Below are 20,058 nucleotides of genomic sequence, written 5' to 3' on the forward strand. Positions count from 1 at the left end.
CCGTGAGCACTCAATACGATTCCGATTCCTCGCCCGCCGCCAACCCCGGAGCCGCAGATCCTGCGCTTGCAGAGCTGAGCCAGCAGTGGCAGTCCCTCGCGGACCAGGTCAGGCACCACCGCGAGGTGTACTACTACGGCAATCCGGAGATCTCCGACGCCGAGTTCGACGCCCTGCTCACCCAACTTCAGGAGTTCGAAAACACCCACCCCGAGGCGGTAACCGGACCCAGCCCCACCACCGAGGTCGCCCCGGCCCCTCCTGAGTCCAGCCCGTTTCGCAACGTGGACCACCAGGAGCCGATGCTCTCGCTCGATAACGTCTTCGACACCGAGCAGCTTTCCTCCTGGCTGGAGCGCACCCCGGCCAAGACCTACCTCACCGAGCTGAAGATCGACGGCGCGTCGATCAACCTGCTCTACCGTAGCGGTGTCCTGGAACTCGCTCTCACCCGCGGCGACGGCACGACCGGCGAGGACATCACCCACAATGCCCGCACCCTCTCCGATATTCCGGCGCGCCTGCAGCCTTCCGAGGACTTCCCAGTGCCGGAGCTCGTGGAGATCCGCGGCGAGGTGTTCATCCGCGTCGAGGACTTCGCGAAGATGAATGCCCAGCGCCAGGCGGAGGGGCTGAAAATGTTTGCGAATCCGCGCAACGCCGCGGCCGGCGCGATGCGCCAGAAAGACCCGGCGGAGACCGCGCGCCGCCCGCTGCGCCTGATCTGTCACGGCATCGGCGCCCGCGAGGGCTTCACCCCCGCTTCCCAGCACGCGGCCTACGAGGCGCTGGCGGCCTGGGGCCTGCCGGTGAGCCCCTATACCAAGCAGGTGCACAGCGCCAAGGAGGTCCTGGAACAGGTCGCCTACTGGGCGGACCACCGCCACGATGCGGACCACGAGATGGACGGCCTCGTCATCAAGATCGACGACACGGAGTCCCAGCAGCGACTCGGAACGACCAGCCGCGCTCCGCGCTGGGCGATCGCCTATAAGTACCCACCGGAGGAGGCCCGCACCCGGCTGCACGACATTCGCCTAGGGATCGGACGCACCGGCCGGGCGACCCCGTATGCGGTGATGGAGCCGAAATACGTCGCGGGCTCCACCGTGACCATGGCGACCCTGCACAACCCCTCCGAGGCTCACCGCAAGGGCGTGCGCCTGGGTGATGAGATCATGATCCGCAAGGCCGGGGAGGTCATCCCGGAGGTGCTCGGCCCGGTGGAGGACGCCCGGAGTGGCGCGGAGCGCGAGTTCCTCTTCAGCAGCCTGTGCCCGGAGTGCGGCACTCCCCTGGGCCCGGCCCGCGGAGAGGACGCGGACTGGCGCTGCCCGAATACCCGCTACTGCCCCGGCCAGCTGCACACCCGCCTGACCTACATCGCCGGCCGCGGGGCCTTCGACATCGATGCCCTCGGCGAGAAGGCGGCCTATGACCTCATCCATTCCGGCGTGCTGCCCGACGAGACGGGGCTGTTCTCGCTCACGGAGGAGGATCTGCGCCGCACGGACGCGTATACGACGAAGTCCGGCGCGCTGAATAAGCAGGGCGAGACGCTGTTGACGACGCTTGCGGCCGCCAAGGAGGTCGATCTGTGGCGCGTCATCGTCGCCCTGTCCATCCGGCACGTTGGACCAACCGCGGCGAAGGCCCTGGCCAATCACTACGGTTCCATTCCGGACGTCGCCGCCGCTGATGTGGAGACGATGTCCACCGTCGACGGGGTGGGTCCCATCATCGCCGAATCCGTCCGCGACTGGTTCGCGGTCTCCTGGCATAAGGAGATCGTCGATGCCTGGGCGGCCGCTGGGGTGCGGATGGAGCAGGACGTCACCGAGCAGCCTTCTGCCGACGCGGCCGGGTCCATCCAAACCGACCTGCTGGCTGGGTTGAGCATCGTTGTCACGGGCACGCTGGAGGACTTCGACCGCAGCAGCGCGAAGGAGGCCATCGAGTCCCGCGGCGGGAAGGCAACCGGCAGCGTGTCCAAGAAGACGGATTATCTGGTCGCCGGGGCCAAGGCCGGCTCGAAGCTCACGAAGGCCGAGGAGCTGGGCATCCCGGTGCTCGACGAGGCCGGCTTCCACAAGCTGCTGAGCGAGGGGCCGGGCGAGGGCGACGCCGAGGAGGACTAGTCCCGGAACGCTGGGATCAACACTTCGCTGCTGCGAGCCGGTCGTTCCAGGCTGCCCTGCTGGGTGAGGCCTAGCCCGCAGCGAGGTTGCGCGCGGCGATTCGTGCGGTCGCGGACCACGTGGCCGCCACTGCGGGGCTCACAGCGACCTCGTCCAGCCCCGGGGTGATCGCGCAGAGGTCAACCTGCTGGATCAGTCGCTCCGCGGGGAAGCTCCATTGCTGCCACAGGCGCTGAACTGCACCCGCGTACGTGGCGACACTGTCCTCGATCGCCGCGGCCCCCTGCGGCTCTGCGGGGCGCGGCACGCAGATGCCGATGCCCTGGCCCGCCCCCACGCTGGTACCAATGACGTCCTTGAGCTCCGAGGTGGACTGCTCGCCGAAGAGGTGCTCGGCGGCCACACCGACGCGGTCAAAGCCCACCTGCGGGATGTCCCGGAATAGCTCCGGTGGACATTCGTGCAGCACGGCCCCAACCCCCTCAGGCAGCTGGCCGAGCAGCCGCTGCCACACGCCGAGGATGTGCTCGGGGTCCACCGGGGCCAGCCGATCCCAGCGCGTGGCCCCGGCCAGCCCGGCCAACAGTTGCGGCACGGCGGGCTCGTGGAGACCAATGAGCACCTCCGAGCCGGTCGCGCTGGCCAGCCATTCGGCGGTCTCCGCCAGCCCCGCCCCCAACGTGAGGGCGATGTCCCGGAATGCGGGCCGGTCGGCCACGATGGGATGCCCCGCCAGCTCCACAGTGGCGCCAAAGCTCCAGGGCCCGGCGACGTTCAGCATGATCCGTGGGGCCCGACGTTCGGCAAGCACCGCGGGCACCAGGTCTCGGAGCTCCGAGAGATAAGACCGGGTCTGGCGGCCGATCAGACTGGCCCCGTGGCTAATCTCCCAGCCCCGCGGGTTCGCGGCGAGGCTGAGCTGTGCGAAACCGGCGGTCAGGGCGGTGACGTCCAGGGCGACGTCTTTCACCCCGGGCTCGCCTGCAGGCTGGATACGGGGCAGGGAGATCCCGCCTGGCGCGCCGGTATCCTCATCCACATCGACGCCGCGGAGAAGCGCGGCCTCCAGGGCACTGTTCTGGTCCGGGTGGGTCGTGGCGAAGGATTCCCACCAGCCGAGACGTGTCATCCCTGGGCGTCCTCGCCCTGTTCGATGGCGTCGGCGTCCACCGCGCCGACGGTGCCGGGTGCGGGCTGCTCCTCAATCGGGGCGCCGAGGGCGGTGGTCGCGCGGATGGTGCCGGAGCCCAGCAGGATGTCCCCGTCCTCGTCGGGGCGATAGACCACGGCGGCCTGGCCGCGCGCCACGCCCTCCAGGGGCTGCAGCAGCTCCAGCTCCAGGCGCCACGGCAGCTCGTCGGCCTCCTTCACGCGACCCGCCGGGGTGACCGGGGCTGGGTCGTCGACGAGCCGGGCGCGGGCAGGAACCACCCCGCCGTGGGCGCGCACCTGCACCTCGCAGTCGAATTCGCGGCCGTGTACCTCCGGGTCGAGGCGCTTGAGGCGGTCGGCGATGATCCCGCCGACCCGCAGGTCCTCCCGGGTGCCAACGGTGACGGTACCCGTGTGGGCGTCGATATCCGTGACATAGCGTGGGCGGCCGTCCAGGGTTTCGCGCGGCAGGCCAAGCCCCTTGCGCTGACCAACGGTGAAGCCGTACACGCCGTCGTGCTCCGCCACGGTCTCCCCGCCGGTGTCCCGCACCAGGCCGGGACGCAGGCCGATCTTCGAGCCCAGGAATGCCTGAGTTCGGCCATCCGGGATAAAGCAGATGTCGTGGCTATCTGGCTTATTGGCGACCCCGAAGCCGGCGTCGGCGGCCTCCTCGCGGATCTCGGGCTTGACGGTGTCCCCGACCGGGAACATGCAGTGTGCCAGCTGTTCGTCGGTTAGCACGCCGAGGACATAAGACTGGTCCTTGTCCGCGTCCACGCCCCGGCGCAGCACGCCGTCGTGGAGCTGCGCGTAGTGGCCGGTGACCACGGCGTCGAAGCCGAGCGCGATGGAGCGGTCCAGCAGGGCTTCGAACTTGATCTTCTCGTTGCAGCGCAGGCACGGATTCGGGGTCTCGCCGATGGCGTAGGAGTCCACGAAGTTATCGATCACATCGGCCTTGAAGCGGTCGGAGAAGTCCCAGACGTAGAAGGGGATGCCGAGCTTGTCGGCGACCCGCCGGGCGTCGGCGGAATCCTCCAGGGAGCAGCAGCCGCGGGAACCGGCGCGCACGGCCTCCGGGGATTGGGACAGCGCCAGGTGCACGCCGATAACCTCGTGGCCTGCTTCGAGTGCCCGGGCGGCCGCGACCGCCGAATCCACACCACCGCTCATTGCTGCTACTACTCGCATGGGTGGCACCCTACTCGGGTTTAGCGGGCTTAGGCCATTCCGGCGGCGCGAGCCTGCTCGGCCACGCGCGGCAACAATTCGGCGATGCGTTCAGCGTCCGCCATCGTGGTCTCCGCGCCGAAGGTCAGCCGCAGGGCACCTCGGGCCACCTCCACGTCCACACCCATCGCAGCGAGCACGTGGCTGGCGCGGTTCACCCCGGCCGCGCACGCCGAACCCGTGGAGGCATCCACCCCCGCAGCGTCCAGCAGCATGATGAGGCTATCCCCCTCCGCACCGGGGATGCTCAGGTGCAGGTGGCTGGGCAACGAGGGTTCGTGGGTCCACACTTTTATCCCCTCGATGCCACGGACGGCCTCCAGCACCCGCTCGCGGATGTTCCGTAGCCGCTCGTTCTCCGCAGCCATATCCCGATGTGCCGCCGCCAGTGCTGCTGCGGTGCCCACCGCCCCGTGGACGTTGACGGTCCCAGAGCGCAGCCCGCGTTCCTGGTTCCCGCCCTTCAACGGCGAGAGGATCTTCGCATCCCGGCGCGCGAGCAACACCCCGGTCGAGCGCGGCCCGCCGAACTTGTGCGCGCTCGCTGCGAGGGTGGCGACCCCGAGGCCGTGGAAGTCGATCGGCACCCTCCCCGCTGCCTGCACGGCATCCACGTGCATGGGCACTCCCTTGTCCGCTGCGATTGTGGCAAGTTCGCCGACCGGCTGGATGTTCCCGGTCTCGTTATTCGCCCACATGCAGGTGATCAGCGCCGTCTGCTCGGGAGCCATGTTTTTTAGGACGCCGATCTCCTCGGCCGCTTCAAGATCAACGACTCCGTGTTCGTCCACGGGCAGCTCGACCCGGCGGTACCCCAAGTCAAGCGGGCCGGTGCACAGCCAATCGATGGATTCCCCCACCGCCGGGTGCTCGATGCCAGGAGCGATGATGTCGCCGGCAGTCGGGTGCAGCTTCCGGGAGCCGAAGGCCAGCCCCTGCACGGCGATGTTGTCGGCCTCCGTGCCCGAGGCGGTGAAGATCACCTCCACGGGTTCGGCGCCGAGGAACTCGGCGATCTGCTCGCGGGACTCCTCCAGCACCCGCCGGGCGTCCCGGCCGGTGCGGTACTGACCGGCCGGATTGAGCGCGGATTCTGCCTCCCGCATCGCCTCGGCTGCCTCCGGGCGCAACGGGCTCGAGGCGGCGTGGTCGGCGTAGATGCGGGGCTGGCTTGTCATGGTTTCTAGTGTGGCATAGCCCCTGGCAAGCTAAGCGAACATCCCCATGCCCCAGCAGATGGCAACCAGCACGATGGAGAATGCCCAGACCACCGGCAGTGCGCGCTTGAGATAGTGGCCCATCTGCCCCTCGGCGAGGCCGAGCGCCAGCCAGAGCGCCGGCGAGAACGGGGAGACGAAGGTGCCGATGACATTACCCACGATGAGCGCTGCGGCAGCCCCCATGCCGCTCACACCGAAGTTCGCAGCAGTCTCCTGAACGATGGGCAGCACCGAGAAGTAGTAGGCGTCGGTGGACGTGAGAAGGTCCAGTGGGACGCCGAAGAACGCGACAATGATGTGCAGGTACTGCCCCACTCCCTCAGGCATGATCGCGATGAGCTGCAGGGCGATCTCCTCGAGCATGCCGCTGCCGTTGAGCACTCCCAGGAACATGGCGGCCGCGATGATCACACCGGCCATGGAGAGCGCATTCGGTGCGTGCCGGTTAAGCACCCCGGTCTGAGCCTCCTTGCCCTGGCAGTTCACCAGCATGGCCACGGTGGTGGCGATGAGGAAGGCCGGAGCCGGTGGCAGCAGGCCCGCCAGCAGCACGACCAGCACCGCGAGGATCAGCACGACGTTAATCACCGTCACCGCCCTGCCAGTGCGGAAGGACAGGCCGATCTCCGCCTGCTGTTGGCGCTGGTTCTCTGCGAAGTTGGCGGCCATCTTCTCGACGTCGACGTTAGCCGGGCCTGGGGTGTCTGCCCCGGCTCCCACCTTCTGCGCGCTGCGCTTGCGGGCACGGCGCAGCTCGAGAACACCGAGGGCCGCAGCTACTGCGAACACGCCGAGCAGCGCGATCCCCTGGGCCGGCAGCAGGTGGATCCAGATATCGTGCGGGTCCTGCGCGATGACCGAGCCCGCTCGCCCCACCGGGCCTGCCCACGGCACCATGTTCATCACCGACGCTGCCAGCGCGACGATCATCAGTAGGGTGTAGCGGCTCATGTGCATCGCCTTATACAGCGGGAGCAGCGCGGGGATCGTCAGCAGGAAGGTCGTCGAGCCCGAGCCGTCGAGGTGGGCGACCACGCCAATGGCCGCGGTTCCCAACGTGATGAAGACAGGATTACCCCTGGTGCCCTTGATCAGCGCTCGAATCACGGGCGTGAACAGCCCGACGTCCTGCATGATTCCGAAGAAGATGATCGCGAAGATGAACATCACGACCACACTCATGACGGATTTCAGCCCGTCGCTGAAGAAGTCCGAGAGTTCCTCAAAGCTATAGCCCAGGATCAGGGCTCCGATCGCTGGGATGAGGGCCATGGGCACGATCGGACTCACCTTGCCGCGAATCAGAATTGCGACGGTGAGAAAGATGATGGCGAGCCCAGCGATGGTGAGCCCGAGGGCTGACTGCATGCCCAAGTCCTTTCCAGTGAGGAGGTGGCGCGCCTTCAGCGCGCCTATGTCGTGCGTCACATTGTGACAGACACCCCAAACTGGAGCACAATCATCGAGCGTACGAGTATTTTTGCGCTCGATATAAAAGCTGGGCTAGGACTTCTTCCTTCCCGTCACCGCCAACACAATGGCTGCCAGCAGGGCGATGATCCCTATCCCGGCGGCTCCGATCATGGGCCAGCTCATCCCATCGTCTTCCTGCTCTGCGGCCACATTCTTGGCATCTGCAGCGCCATCATCCTTCTCTTCGTCCAGATCCTGATCGAAGGAAGCAAACTCCGGCGCCCCATCGCCAGCCTTGCCCAGGACCTCCACGGTCATCGTGCCCGTGGCCTCCCCGTGCTTATCGGCCGTGTCCTCCCGATCGCCTCCCGAGACGATGATGTAGTAGCGGCCCGGCAGCGAGTTCTCGTTCGGGTAAATCTCGCCGCTGTTCTTATAGCGGATGGGGTAAGTCCGGGCCTGGAGGCTGACGCTCTTGCTGCTGCCGAAGTCCGAGCTATCAGTGTCGTTAACGAGGGCATCGCTTCCGAAGGGAGAAAGCACCCTCGTGTTCCATGCCATGAAGCGCTTCTGCACCGTTTCCAGGTCGGTCTGCACCTGTACGTGCTGCCCCCAGTCCAGGTCCACGGCGAATACCTGGCTTTCACCCATCGTCACCGCGATGTTGTGGGCACCAGGCTCGATCACCTTGGCGTTCCCGAATGAGTCACCGCCGTAGGACACGCCTTCCGGCGCCTGTGCCGACCCCATCTCCTCCCACTCGGGATTCTTGGCAGCCTCTGGCAGCTCGTCGAGGTTCTGGACCGCGCCACGCTCCTCCAAGTGGATCCGCACCGGGAGCTCGCCTTCGCCCTTGACCTCCGTGGTGACTTTCAGCAGCAGGTTGTCGGCGTCTTCGCACTCCCTGCTAGATAGACTGGTGGCCAGCAGACCCTCGGGGCCTCTACTGTGCCCATAGTCGGATTCTTGGGCGCATTTTTCTTCGCTGGCGGGATCGACCAGTTCGACGGTGATGGAGCCGTGTTCTTTGTCAGTTTCCGCCAGGCTCATCGCGGCACCTGCCCAGACCACGGAATCCTTGGCCTGCTTCGGCACGCGGTACCAGCGCGTCTCGTTGAAACCGAACTCGTCCAGGTAGGTTCCCGGCCTCATGTCGGGGGCCTCAGATCGGGAGTCCCCGCCGGTGATGGGGTCCCCGTCCAGTTGGAAGGCCTGGCCCGTGCGCATCGCAGCTTCCTCGATGGCTGTCTTGATCTCATCGGCGTTATCCGCCGAGTAGTACTTTCCGTTGCCCTTCTTCGCGATGCACTGCAGCTGATTGCGCGCCTTGCCATCCACGTTCATGCCCACCACGTTGATGGTTACGTTGATGCCCTGCTTCTGAAGTTCATCGACGACATCGCAGGGGTCCGGGACGCAGGTTTCCTCGCCGTCGGAGACCAGGACGATGGTGTTTTCTTCATCCTCCCCTGGCTTGCCGATGTCCTTGCCGGCTTCCTTCAGGGCATAAGAGATCGGGGTCCACCCGGCTGGGCTGTACCCCTCGATGGCCTTCGAGAGGTCCTCGCGATTCCCCGTCGCAATCGGGACCACCAACTCGGAATCACGGCAGGATTCTTCGCTGCCTTTGTTCTTGTCATTCGCGCCGTACACCCGCAACCCCAGCTCGGTCTCCTCCGGTGTTGAATCGACCAGGGAGTTCAGGGCGTCCTTGGCTGCATCAATCCGGGTTTTCCCGCCATCAATCTTCTCCGCCATCGACCCGGATGAATCCATGACCAGGTGTACTCGCTGCTTCTTTGGCTTGTCGATATCGGCGTTAGCTACCCCAACGGGAACCGCCACAGCGAGGATCGCCCCCACCACAAACGCCATAATGGCCCCAACCGAACGTCGTGCCCACATCTTAAAAGTCCCCTCAACTCGAAGTTTTGTTTACTGCTTCCCAAAGCTCTTAGGCACACTATGGACGGATATAAAAAAAGCCGGTGCTCCGCCATGACGGGAAACACCGACTTTTAATTTTTAGCTGCGCTCAGGGCAGCTGATTGGATTCGGGAACCTTAACGGTTCTTGATCTCCTCGGTTGCCTGCGGGGCAACGTCGAAGAGGTCACCAACGATACCGAAGTCTGCGATCTCGAAGATCGATGCCTCGTCATCCTTGTTGACCGCAACGATGGTCTTGGAGGTCTGCATACCAGCCTTGTGCTGGATAGCACCGGAAATGCCCAGTGCGATGTACAGGTTCGGGGACACGGTGACACCGGTCTGGCCGACCTGGAACTTGCCCGGGTAGTAGTCCGCGTCGACTGCGGCACGGGATGCACCAACGGCACCGCCGAGCGCGTCGGCCAGTGGCTCGACAACGTCGGTGAAGCCCTCGGAGCCGCCCACGCCACGACCACCGGAGACGACGATCTTCGCCTCAGCCAGGTCCGGACGGTCGCCGGCCTCAGCCGGAGCGAAGCTGGTGATCTTCACAGCGGTCGGGCCAGCGCCCGGCAGCTCGACTGCCTGGATCTCACCGGCAGCGTCCTGCGGCTCCGGATCGATGGAGCCGGCCTGCCAGGTGAAGACCGGGGCCACGCCTGCGGCACCGGAGTCGACGATGTACTCGCCACCGAAGACCGGCTTCTTAGCGTTGCGCTCGGCGTCGATCTCGGTGATGCCGTAGACCGCACCGGAGCCCACGCGTGCGGACACGCGGCCAGCAACCTCGTTGCCGGTAGCGGACGCAGAGACCAGGACCGGAACCTGCAGGTGAGCGGCGAGCCCGGAGAGGGCGTCGACGGACGGGGTGATGAGCAGGGAGTCAGCCTCGTCGGACTCGGCAGCGTAGATGGTCTCCGCGCCAGCAGCAGCCAGCTCGGACTTCAGGCCCTCAGCGGTGCCCGGCTTGCCAACAACGACGGCGCCGACCTGGCCGAATACGCGACCAGCGGTGATGAGCTCGCGAGTGGAGTTCTGCAGCTCACCTTCAACGTGATCAACCAGTACCAATACGTTGGTCATGGATTTTCCTCTTTCCTAATGTGGCAGGGAATGTCGGGTTATGGAACGTGAAAAGCGGTGAGCTAGATCAGCTTTTCCTTAGCGAGGAACTCGACGAGCTTCTTGCCGCCGTCGCCCTCATCGGTGATCTTCTCACCGGCAGACTTCGGTGGCTTCGGCGTGACGCCAGCGACCGAAGAGGTTGCGTTGCCGCCGCCGACGTTCGCCGGATCGACACCGATGTCGGAGAGGCTGAGCTCCTTGATCTCCTTCTTCTTCGCGGCCATGATGCCCTTGAAGACGGCGAAGCGCGGGGTGTTGGCCTTCTCCGTGACGGAGACGATGGCCGGGGTCGGCGCCTCGAGGCCGAAGATGCCCTCCTCGGTGACGCGCTTACCGGTGACGGTGCCGCCCTCGACAGCCAGCTCCTCCATGTGGGTCAGAGCCGGGATCTGACGGTACTCGGCCAGCAGGCCCGGGATAGCGCCCGCAACACCGTCGGTGGATGCGTTACCAGCGATGATGAGCTCAATGTCCTCGATCTGGTTGAGCGCGTTGCTCAGCGTCCAGGCGGTACCCAGGACGTCGGAGCCCTCGAGGCCCTCATCGGTGACCAGGATTGCCTCGTCGCAGCCCAGGGACAGTGCCTTGCGCAGCGCCTCGGTCGCGCGGGTCGGACCCACGGAGAGCACGATGACGTTGCGGGAGGAGTCTGCTTCCTTCAGCTGGAGTGCAGCCTCGACAGCGTTCTCGTTGATCTCATCGAGAACAGCGTCGGCGCTGTCACGGTCCAGACGGAAGTCGTCCTCACGGAGCTTGCGCTCGGAGTACGTATCCGGCACCTGCTTAACCAGAACAACGATGTTCGACATGCGTTGGCCTTTCGTGATTGCGTGTTAGTTTCCAGTTCAGCTTAGCTTGAAAAACGTGAGCTTCGCCACAACACATTAATATTTTTCTAGAACCACCCCGCCATGCGGGCTGGGCGTGTCACCGTCCGTTCTACCCAACCGGCACACCCCGCGCCCGCGCTTTGCGCCAACCGGCAGCGAATTCGCAGAATTAGCGCTTGTCGGGGGCTACCGCGCGGCAGATATAGGCCACCACCCCGCTGCTCACCCCGCCCCCGCGCTGCGTCGAGTTCCGCTCCCCCAGCCGCGCGATGACGACCGTCGCCTCGCCCTTGCCCTTCAGCTTCAGCTTCGCGCGCAGCTGGTCGGGATTGATATCCGCCCCGCGCACGAGGATCTCCAGCTTGCCGACTCCTCGTTGCTGCAAAGCCTTGCGCAACTGCTTGACAGGCACGGCATCCAACACCTCGAAGGCCCGCATGCCCGCCGGGATGTGGTCCCCCGTGACATAAGCCAGGTTCGGGTCCACCAACCACAGCCCCTCCCGGGCCGCGAAGTGGCGCACCAGCCCAGCGCGAATGAACGCTGCATCCGGTTCCATGATGTACCGGCCAGGCTGCCCCGCGCGTGCTGCGACGTCGTCTTCTGACAGCTCCGGCTCCCAGCTGGCCAGGGCGTCCACGCTGTCCCCCTGACTGCTGGTGCTGATCACCACAGCCCGGCGCGCCAACCCCTCGCTATCCCGGGCTTCCGGGGACACCAGCCCGGCGGTTAAGGCACAGGCCTCCTTGGCTTGCCCGTCCACGCTGATGACATCCACCTGGCCGGCCCAGTCCTCGAGCTCGGCGAAGTCCACTCCCGGGGCGAGTTTCACCATCAACTCGTGGCCAGGATAGGTCGCGACCAGACCGCTAACCGGGGGCTGCATGTCCTCGAGCCGGTGAATCCGCCCCGAGGAGTTGCGCCGAGCCGGGTCCGCAAGGATCACCGGCTTCTCCCCCGGTGTCCCTCCCCAGGGCTCGAGAGCATCGGCCACCCGCACCTCGACCGCCGGGCAGTTTGTGCGAGCCATCTCCACCCGAACCGGATCAATATCGGAGCCGCTGCACGCCAGCCCGGCCTCCTTAAACGCCACAAGCTCGGTCCCCACCGAGCAGGTGACGTCGCGCGCCACCGCCACCCCCAGTGCTGCGAGGTGCCGAGCACGGAACCGCGCCACGGCCAACGGGGTGGACTGCTGGGCAGCATCCTTATCGGTCCACCACCCGGCCGCGAGTTCCCCAGGTAGCTTCACCGCCACAATCCGGCGGGCTTCGACCAGCTCGGCCACCGCCCGGGCGTTGTCACCCCAGGCTTTGCGCAACGCTGCCATATCGGACACCACGCTGCGCTGGCTGAGCTCAAGCTCGCCGGCCTGCGCGATGGCGGTGCCGGCGTCGGGAGAGGACTGGAGCCACTGAAGCTCCTCAAAGCTAAAAGACAACCGCGACCTACTGCAGGTAGGAGCCCGGACGGTGCTCGAACGGGTGCTCCGGCAGCTCCGCCGGGTCCACCGCAAACTTCATCCCCGGGGCGAAGACGCGCTTCGGGCGACCGTACATCTTGGATTCCATGAGGTAGTACTCGGCCATATAGGGCTCGTCGATCGGCTCGTCCAGCACGGGGTCCACCGAAAGTCCCGACGAGAAGTCCATGACCTCGTCGACCGTGCGGAAGGTGCTCAGCAGCTTCAGCTGCGCCCACGTCGGGGGCATCAGGCTAATCTTCCGGGAACGCCACCCGTCGAGCAGCGTTGACGGGCGGAACCAGCCCGTGGACGTGGCCTCCCGCGTGTCCCCGGTCGTGTCCTGCCCCTCCGGCAGACGGGCGACGAAAAATGCCGTGTCGTAGCGGATCGGCTGCCCCTCTGGGGTCACCCAATTCGCCCAGGGGCGCAGCAGATCGGCCCGCAGGATCAGCTTGTGCCGGTCCATGAACGTAGAAAACGGGAGTAGGTGATTCTCCAGCTCCTGGCGCTCGTGCTGGAAGCGCGTGGTGTCCGCGACAATATCTCCGTCCTCATTGGAGGCCAGGAGCGTGCCTGCCTCCTCGAAGGTCTCGCGCACCGCGGCACACACGAGGGCGCGGGCAATCGCGGGATCCTTGCGCAGACGGTGGGCCCACCAACGAACGTCCGGGCCGGACCAGCGCACATCGGGCGAGTCCACCCCGTCGCCGTCGACGTCACCGGGCATATCGCGAGCATCCACCCCACCACCCGGGAAGACAGTCATCTCCGCGCAGAACGCCATGGTTGACGCGCGCTCCTGCACGTAGACCTCCGGGCCGGATAGCGTGTCACGCAGCAGAATGACCGTGGAGGCATGCCGTGGCTCTACCGGACCCAACTGCTCTGCAAATCCCATCTCGAGCCGGACCTCGCTTTCCACCTAAATCGGTACTTAAAAGACTCTAGCTAATCCCGCGCCCGGTGGGCTCCACCGCGACGAAGACGGCGGGCGAACCAGCGGCCGTCCTCCTGCTTAACCTCGATGGGCTGGTGGTAGGCCTTGGTGAGGTTCTCGCTGGTCATGATGTCGGTCAACAGGCCCTGGGCCACGATGTGGCCTTCGTCCAGCAGCATCCCGTGGGTGAATCCCGGCGGGATCTCCTCCACGTGGTGGGTGACCAACACGGTCGCCGGGGAGTCCGGATCCATCGCGATCTGGCTGAGCAGCTCGATCAGATCTTCGCGGCCACCGAGGTCCAGCCCGGCACCCGGCTCATCGAGCAGCAACAGCTCCGGGTCGGTCATCAAGGCGCGCGCGATGAGGGTGCGCTTGCGCTCTCCCTCAGACAGCGTGCCCCACGTGCGGTCGGCCAGGTGATACGCCCCCACGACCTCGAGGGTGTTGACGGCCTGCTCGTAGTCCATCTCGTCGTAGGCCTCCCGCCACCGGCCCATGACGTCGTAGCCCGCGGAGATGACGATGTCCGAGACCACCTCGTCGTCCGGGATACGGTGAGCCAGGGCAGAGCTGGACATTCCGACGGCGGTGCGGATGTCGCGGACGTCGGAGGAGCCCAATCGTTCGCCGATGATGTCCACAGTGCCGGTCGTCGGGAAAAGCTGCGCGCTGGCCAGTCGCATCAGGGAGGTCTTCCCGGCGCCGTTGGGCCCCATGATGACCCAGCGCTCGTCAAGCTCGACCTGCCAGTCCAGCTCGTGCAGGATCTCGTTGCCGCCCCGGCGCAGCGATACACCGCGCATGTCCAGGATCAGGTCCTCCGGCGCCGCCGGCTGGGTTTCCGGGGTGGAAATGACATTGCGTTGCATGGTAGTTCTCGTTACCTCAGGGGCTCGTGGGATCGGATCGGGTTACTCCGGCGGATAACCGCGGTTCTAGAACAGGGCGCTGGCCATGTTCGTGCGGGCCGCGATGACCTCCGGATCGGCGGCATCATAAAGCTCGAAGAGCTGCAGCAGCTGCTGCTTCGCGCGGTCCTTCTCCTCGCCCGCGGTGTGGCGCATCGCGGTGACGAGAACGTCGAAGCCCTGGGCCTTCTCACCGCGCAGGGCGAGCAGCTCGGCGGCGGCCATCGCGGCGTCGACGTTGCCGGGGTCTGCAGCCACCTGCTCCAGTGCCTGCTCTCCGGCAGCTGGATCCCCGGCGCGTTCCGCGAGGATGACGTTGGCCCGTGCGGCCCGTGCCGTCGCCGCGAGCTCGGGGTCGGTGTTCGGGTCGGCGAGGATGGCGTCGTAGGCGGCGATCGCTTCCTGGGTCTGCCCCTGCTCGATGAGGGCTGCGGCCTCGTCGAGGCGGGAGTCCTGCTCCTCGGCGGCGGCGCCCGAATCCGCAGGCAGGCCCGGCAGCTTGCCGTCGACGGCCTGAATCACCGACTCCAGCCACTGCTCCACCTGCTCCTGCGGCTGGGCGCCCTGGAAGGACGTCGCCGGGCGGCCAGCCACCAGGGCGAGCACCGTGGGCACGCCGCGTACCCCGAGCGCCTGGGCCATCTCCGGCACGGCATCGGCGTCGATGTAGCGGAAGACCCACTTCAGCTGCTCCTGAGGCACGTCCGGCATCTCCACCAGACGGGCGAAGAAGTTCTTCAGCTCCGCGCTGGCCTCGGAGCGGGCACTACCCACCAGGAGGATCACCGGAACCTGGGTGGAGCGGACCACGAGGTCCTGCTCGAAGGATTCCGGGGTGACGTCCGCCGAGCGGGCGACGTAGTCCACGCTCACTCCAGCTTCCGCTGCTTGCTGTGCGTGCTTCTCGCGCTGCACGGCCTGCTGCTTCACCGTCCCCAGGTCAATCGCCCCCGAAACAAAACGCTGCGGCGCCTGCGGCTGCCGAGGGGAGGATGGCTGCGCCTGCGGGGCGCCGCTCTGCGGACGAGAGGCCGGCTGGGAGGAAGGATCGTGCGGTACAGTCATGCCCTCCATAGTAACGGCTTCCGACCGCGGGGTGACCGCGCCCAATCCCCCGGCTGACTGGGACACGTCGGACCCGTGACCAACGGGGCCTAGAACAGCCGGAACTCCGAATCATCGGTGCCACGCATCGCCGCATAGTCCAAGGTCACGCAGCGAATTCCCCGGTCTTCGGCCAGGGTGCGGGCCTGAGGCTTGATCTCCTGGGCGGCGAAGACACCAGTCACCGGGGCAAGCAGCTCGTCACGGTTGAGCAGCTCGACGTAACGGGTCAGCTGCTCGACTCCGTCGATGTTCCCGCGGCGCTTGATCTCCACAGCGACGGTCGCCCCCGTCGCATCCTTGGTGAGGATGTCCACCGGCCCGATGGGGGTCGGGTACTCACGGCGCACCAGGGAGTAGCCCTCCCCCAGGATCTCGATCTGCTCGGCCAGCAGCTCCTGGAGGTGGGCCTCTACGCCGTCCTTCTGCAGCCCCGGGTCTTCGCCGAGGTCAAAGTTCTGGTCGGAGTGCACCGCGAAGAGCTGGATGCGCAGCTGCTCGCCCTTCGGATTCTCGACGACCCACAGGGCCTCGACGTCTTCGTCCTCCAGCTCAGGAAGTGTGAGGAAGGGGGCCTTGCCGTCTGTGGCCTCGGCGAGTACCTCCGCGCGGCGGTATTCCGTCGTCGTGCAGGGTGGGGTCATCCAGTTCAGGGGCTTATAGGCCCGGTCATCAGCATGGATGGAGACCGCACCGTCCGACTTCACCATGATCAGGCGATCGGCGCGCGGCAGATGAGCTTCCAGTCGACCGACGTAGTCGACGGCACACGTGGCGATGATGAGACGCATTTTTCCAACGCTACCCCACGGCAGGCGGCAATGGGCTATTCGTAGGGCGTCGTGGTCAGCACTCCGTGGTGGAGGTACAGGCGGCGATCGCAGAGCCGGTCGATGCCCAGGGGCAGTGTCTGGCGGATGGTCTTATCGGCGGTGACGTCGATACCCACCTGGACCTCCTCGCTATTCGTCTTACCCCTTCTCTCCAGACGGCGCGGTGGGCAGCTGGTCAGCTTGGTTTTCTTTGGCCAACGCAAAAACCCCGCCCGGGTAGCCCCGGTCGGGGTAGAAAACGATAAGAAGACTCAAGAGAATCGCGTCGTGCGCACCCAGCGCTCTGAAGGCGCGGACTCCAGCCAGGAGACGAAGGCGTTATCCCCCTGCTCGTCGATGGCGATCTCGTACTCCTCGCCACGGTGGGAAATCTTCATCACGTGGCAGTAGCCCTCGATGAAGGGGCGCTCCTTATCCACAATGTCCCGACGGGACACCACGGTGGTTCCCAACCGGGTCAATACCAGGTCCGACCCGGGCCGCAGGCTGCGCAACTTGTACAGCCGAGCCGAGGTCCTCGAATACACCAAAACCCCGTGTCGCCAGTGCCTTGCCTCCTCGGCGGGAAGCGCACGCAGCAGCACGGGGTAGCCCTCGCTCCGCAGGTAGAAGAAGCGCCACAGGATGACGCCAACGAGCAGCAGAAGAAGAACAATTCCCAAAAGCACAAGAATCGTGGTCAACGTTTCCGCCTCTTCGCCGTCGCATCATCCCGCCAACCCGGCGGGCAGGAAAACCAGGAGTGTTTCAAGGCTGCAATACCTTAAACAAAATTTAGCCCCATGCCTGGATATTAACAATTCCCTCCCACCGGTGGGCTGCCTTCCGCACTCAGCGGGAGAAAACCGCATCCTTAGGGCGAAAAGCACAAAGGCCACCCCGCGCGGGTCACCCCACGCGACGTGGCCTTTGGCCGGTAGTCCGAAAACCTCGGTCTACTTCTCCTTGGAACGCTTCACAGCGCGCAACTCGGACTCTGCGCGAGACTTCTCCTCCTCGGAGGACGCCTCACGCACCCGAGCCTCAGCATCAGCCTGGTCGACCTCATCGGCCCACACAGCGCTATCAGCGAGAACGGTGATCTTCTGGGTGGACACGGACAGGAACCCGCCCTGTACCGCGGCCACCAGCTTCTCACCCTCAGTGGTCCGGATGATCACGACGCCATTCTCGACCAGCTGGCCGAGCAGTGGCTCGTGACCTGGAAGCACGCCGATCTCGCCCTCGGTGGTCTCCGCGATGACGGCCGTTGCGGTGCCAGACCACAACGCCTTCTCCACAGCCACCAATTCAGCGGCAATCTCAGCCATGTGTGCTCCTCTTACTTGTCCGTGAGCTTCTTGTAGGCGGCCTCGACGTCATCCAGACCACCCAGGCCGTTGAAGGCCTGCTCTGGGTAAGCGTCGAACTCACCATCACAGATGCGCTCGAAGGCGTCGATGGTCTCCTCCAGTGGAACGAAGGAGCCCGGGATGCCCGTGAACTTCTCTGCGACGAAGAAGTTCTGGCCCAGGAAGCGCTCGATACGCCGAGCACGCTGGACGGTGATCTTGTCCTCCTCAGACAGCTCGTCCATACCGAGGATGGCGATGATGTCCTGGAGCTCCTTGTTCTTCTGCAGGATGTTGATCACGCGCTGTGCAACCTCGTAGTGCTTCTCGCCGACGATGCCCGGCTCGAGGATACGAGAGGTGGAGGTCAGCGGGTTCACTGCCGGGTAAATACCCTTGGAAGCGATCGCACGGTCCAGCTCAGTGGTTGCATCGAGGTGGGCGAAGGTCGTCGCCGGTGCCGGGTCGGTGTAGTCATCGGCCGGCACGTAGACAGCCTGCAGGGAGGTAATGGACTTACCCTTAGTGGAGGTAATGCGCTCCTGCAGAACACCCATCTCGTCAGCCAGGGTCGGCTGGTAACCCACTGCGGACGGCATGCGGCCGAGCAGCGTGGAGACCTCAGAACCTGCCTGGGTGAAACGGAAGATGTTGTCGATGAACAGCAGCACGTCCTGGCCCTGAACATCGCGGAAGTACTCCGCCATGGTCAGACCGGACAGAGCCACGCGCATACGGACTCCCGGCGGCTCATCCATCTGGCCGAACACCAGGGCGGTGTCCTGGAGCACGCCCATCTCCTCCATCTCGAGGAAGAGGTCCGTACCCTCACGGGTACGCTCGCCGACGCCGGCGAACACGGAGGTGCCGGAGAACTCGCGGGCGATACGGGTAATCATCTCCTGAATCAGGACGGTCTTACCCACACCTGCACCACCGAAGAGGCCAATCTTGCCACCCTTGACGTAAGGGGTCAGCAGGTCGATGACCTTAACGCCGGTCTCCAGGATCTCGGTCTTACCCTCGAGCTCGTCGAATGCCGGTGGCTCGCGGTGGATGCCCCACTGCTCGCCGTCGCGGCCGAGACCTGGCTCGTCCAGGCAGTCGCCCAGGGCGTTGAAGACGTGGCCCTTGACGACGTCGCCGACTGGCACGGAGATCGGCTTACCGGTGTCCTTGACCTCTGCACCGCGGACCAGGCCGTCGGTCGGGGCCATGGAGACGGTGCGCACCAGGTTGTCACCCAGGTGCTGTGCGACCTCCAGGGTAATGGTCTTCGCAACTGCCTCGAGGTCAACCTCGACGTGCAGTGCGTTGAATAGTGCTGGCTGCTGCCCACGCGGGAACTCCACGTCGACAACCGGGCCGATCACTCGAACGACGCGGCCGGCAGCAGTCGGTGCAGCAGAGTTCTGCTGCTCCTGAATTGCTGTAGTCATTATTAGTCACTCTCTCCGCTATCGCCGAGCGCAGACGCGCCACCGACGATCTCTGTGATTTCCTGGGTAATCTGCGCCTGGCGAGCCTGGTTTGCGATACGAGACAGGTTCTCGACCAGCTCGCTCGCGTTGTCCGTCGCCGCACTCATAGCGGTACGACGCGCGGCCGACTCGGAGGCTGCTGCTTCGAGCAGCGCGGCGAAGATGCCGCGGGATACGTACTGCGGAAGCAGGTTCGCGAGAAGCGTGTCTGCGTCCGGTTCGAAATCCACCTCAGCGGAGACCTGGTCTGCGGAGTCCGACACCATGTCGGAACCCAGCTCCATCTTCTCCTCTTCGACGACAGTCTTGATTGGCAGTAGGCGGTGTGCCTTTGGCACCTGGGAAAGCATCGAGTGGAACTCGGTGTAAACCATGTGGACCTCGTCGAAGCCCGGCACCTGGTCGCCCTCGGCGTTAACGCCGTCGACGACGTCGACAGTGCCCTCCGAACCGGCGAGGAAGCCGCCGATCAGGTGGTTACGCAGGTTCGCGGTTTCGGCGTAAACCGGGTCCTGAGAGTGCCCGGTCCACGCTCCACTGATGTCTTCGTTGCGGAAGTTGTAATAGGTCACGCCCTTGTTTCCAAGGATGTAGAGAACAACTTCCATGCCCTCGTCCTCAAGCAGCTTGCGGAGCTCCGCAGTGGTCTTGAAGACGTTGTTGTTGTAGCCACCGCACATGCCACGGTCACTCGAAACCACGAGGATGGCTGCGCGCTTCGCATCCTTCGGCTCCCGGATCATCTTGTGATCCAGGGAGCTGGCGGACGCCAGACGCTCGATCACCTTGGTGATCTCGTGAGCGTAAGGCTGCGAAGCGTCGACGCGAGCCTGCGCCTTCGTGATCCTCGAGGTGGCGATAAGCTCCTGGGCCTTGGTGATCTTCTTGGTCGAGTTCACGGACTTGATACGTGACCTGAGTTCGCGAAGATTAGCCATGCGCTACCGCCTCCCT

The 20,058-nt window shown here is 65.3% G+C and carries 18 protein-coding genes; 1 reads left to right on the top strand and 17 read right to left on the bottom strand.

The window, feature by feature from the left end:
* Positions 1-2: 2 nt before the first annotated feature.
* The gene (gene ligA / locus HMPREF3097_RS03100; RefSeq protein ID WP_070760864.1) at positions 3-2,138 is read left to right on the top strand and encodes an NAD-dependent DNA ligase LigA; all 2,136 of its coding nucleotides are present in this window, start codon (positions 3-5) and stop codon (positions 2,136-2,138) included.
* Positions 2,139-2,208: 70 nt separating this feature from the next.
* Here ligA and HMPREF3097_RS03105 read toward each other — a convergent pair whose 3' ends face one another.
* The 17 genes from HMPREF3097_RS03105 to HMPREF3097_RS03180 all read right to left on the bottom strand — a co-directional run bounded on the left by HMPREF3097_RS03105 (position 2,209) and on the right by HMPREF3097_RS03180 (position 20,042).
* Positions 2,209-3,267 (bottom strand): uroporphyrinogen decarboxylase/cobalamine-independent methonine synthase family protein, encoded by a 1,059-nt coding sequence (locus tag HMPREF3097_RS03105; protein ID WP_070760866.1) that lies wholly within the window; start codon positions 3,265-3,267, stop codon positions 2,209-2,211.
* Positions 3,264-4,484, bottom strand: a complete 1,221-nt coding sequence (gene mnmA, locus HMPREF3097_RS03110; protein WP_070760868.1) for a tRNA 2-thiouridine(34) synthase MnmA — start codon at positions 4,482-4,484, stop codon at positions 3,264-3,266. The genes HMPREF3097_RS03105 and mnmA overlap by 4 nt, the downstream gene beginning before the upstream one ends.
* 29 nt (positions 4,485-4,513) lie before the next feature.
* The gene (locus tag HMPREF3097_RS03115) at positions 4,514-5,701 is read right to left on the bottom strand and encodes a cysteine desulfurase family protein (protein WP_070760870.1); all 1,188 of its coding nucleotides are present in this window, start codon (positions 5,699-5,701) and stop codon (positions 4,514-4,516) included.
* A 30-nt stretch (positions 5,702-5,731) separates the two neighbouring features.
* Complete coding sequence (locus HMPREF3097_RS03120; RefSeq protein ID WP_070759375.1) at positions 5,732-7,111, bottom strand: SLC13 family permease; 1,380 nt, start codon at positions 7,109-7,111, stop codon at positions 5,732-5,734.
* 135 nt (positions 7,112-7,246) lie between these two features.
* Positions 7,247-9,031, bottom strand: a complete 1,785-nt coding sequence (locus tag HMPREF3097_RS03125; RefSeq protein ID WP_168167010.1) for a vWA domain-containing protein — start codon at positions 9,029-9,031, stop codon at positions 7,247-7,249.
* Between the two features lie 188 nt (positions 9,032-9,219).
* Positions 9,220-10,170 (bottom strand): electron transfer flavoprotein subunit alpha/FixB family protein, encoded by a 951-nt coding sequence (locus tag HMPREF3097_RS03130; RefSeq protein WP_070759305.1) that lies wholly within the window; start codon positions 10,168-10,170, stop codon positions 9,220-9,222.
* Positions 10,171-10,232: 62 nt separating this feature from the next.
* Positions 10,233-11,021: an electron transfer flavoprotein subunit beta/FixA family protein gene (locus tag HMPREF3097_RS03135; RefSeq protein WP_070759303.1), complete on the bottom strand. Its 789-nt coding sequence runs from the start codon at positions 11,019-11,021 to the stop codon at positions 10,233-10,235.
* Between the two features lie 190 nt (positions 11,022-11,211).
* The gene (locus HMPREF3097_RS03140) at positions 11,212-12,483 is read right to left on the bottom strand and encodes a class I SAM-dependent methyltransferase (protein ID WP_070760873.1); all 1,272 of its coding nucleotides are present in this window, start codon (positions 12,481-12,483) and stop codon (positions 11,212-11,214) included.
* A gap of 7 nt (positions 12,484-12,490) precedes the next feature.
* A complete protein-coding gene (locus HMPREF3097_RS03145) occupies positions 12,491-13,405 on the bottom strand; it encodes an NUDIX hydrolase (RefSeq protein ID WP_070760874.1) in 915 nt (304 codons plus the stop codon).
* A gap of 50 nt (positions 13,406-13,455) precedes the next feature.
* The gene (locus tag HMPREF3097_RS03150) at positions 13,456-14,316 is read right to left on the bottom strand and encodes an ABC transporter ATP-binding protein (protein WP_070759297.1); all 861 of its coding nucleotides are present in this window, start codon (positions 14,314-14,316) and stop codon (positions 13,456-13,458) included.
* 66 nt (positions 14,317-14,382) lie between these two features.
* Positions 14,383-15,420: a tetratricopeptide repeat protein gene (locus HMPREF3097_RS03155; protein ID WP_246821234.1), complete on the bottom strand. Its 1,038-nt coding sequence runs from the start codon at positions 15,418-15,420 to the stop codon at positions 14,383-14,385.
* 89 nt (positions 15,421-15,509) lie between these two features.
* Positions 15,510-16,250, bottom strand: coding sequence for an endonuclease NucS (gene nucS, locus HMPREF3097_RS03160; RefSeq protein ID WP_070760878.1), 741 nt, complete (start codon positions 16,248-16,250; stop codon positions 15,510-15,512).
* Between the two features lie 35 nt (positions 16,251-16,285).
* Positions 16,286-16,495 carry a hypothetical protein gene (locus HMPREF3097_RS09655; protein ID WP_141759485.1) on the bottom strand — a complete coding sequence of 70 codons (210 nt, stop codon included), beginning with the start codon at positions 16,493-16,495 and terminating at the stop codon, positions 16,286-16,288.
* A 48-nt stretch (positions 16,496-16,543) separates the two neighbouring features.
* Entirely contained in the window at positions 16,544-16,975 is a 432-nt protein-coding gene (locus HMPREF3097_RS03165) for a DUF2550 domain-containing protein (RefSeq protein WP_141759456.1), read from the bottom strand.
* A gap of 252 nt (positions 16,976-17,227) precedes the next feature.
* Positions 17,228-17,602 (bottom strand): F0F1 ATP synthase subunit epsilon, encoded by a 375-nt coding sequence (locus HMPREF3097_RS03170; RefSeq protein WP_070759292.1) that lies wholly within the window; start codon positions 17,600-17,602, stop codon positions 17,228-17,230.
* 11 nt (positions 17,603-17,613) lie between these two features.
* The gene (gene atpD, locus HMPREF3097_RS03175) at positions 17,614-19,062 is read right to left on the bottom strand and encodes a F0F1 ATP synthase subunit beta (RefSeq protein WP_012359967.1); all 1,449 of its coding nucleotides are present in this window, start codon (positions 19,060-19,062) and stop codon (positions 17,614-17,616) included.
* 2 nt (positions 19,063-19,064) lie between these two features.
* Positions 19,065-20,042, bottom strand: a complete 978-nt coding sequence (locus HMPREF3097_RS03180) for a F0F1 ATP synthase subunit gamma (protein ID WP_070760880.1) — start codon at positions 20,040-20,042, stop codon at positions 19,065-19,067.
* Positions 20,043-20,058: the final 16 nt, after the last annotated feature.

The organism is Corynebacterium sp. HMSC27B11 (assembly GCF_001815985.1).
Lineage (GTDB): Bacteria > Actinomycetota > Actinomycetes > Mycobacteriales > Mycobacteriaceae > Corynebacterium.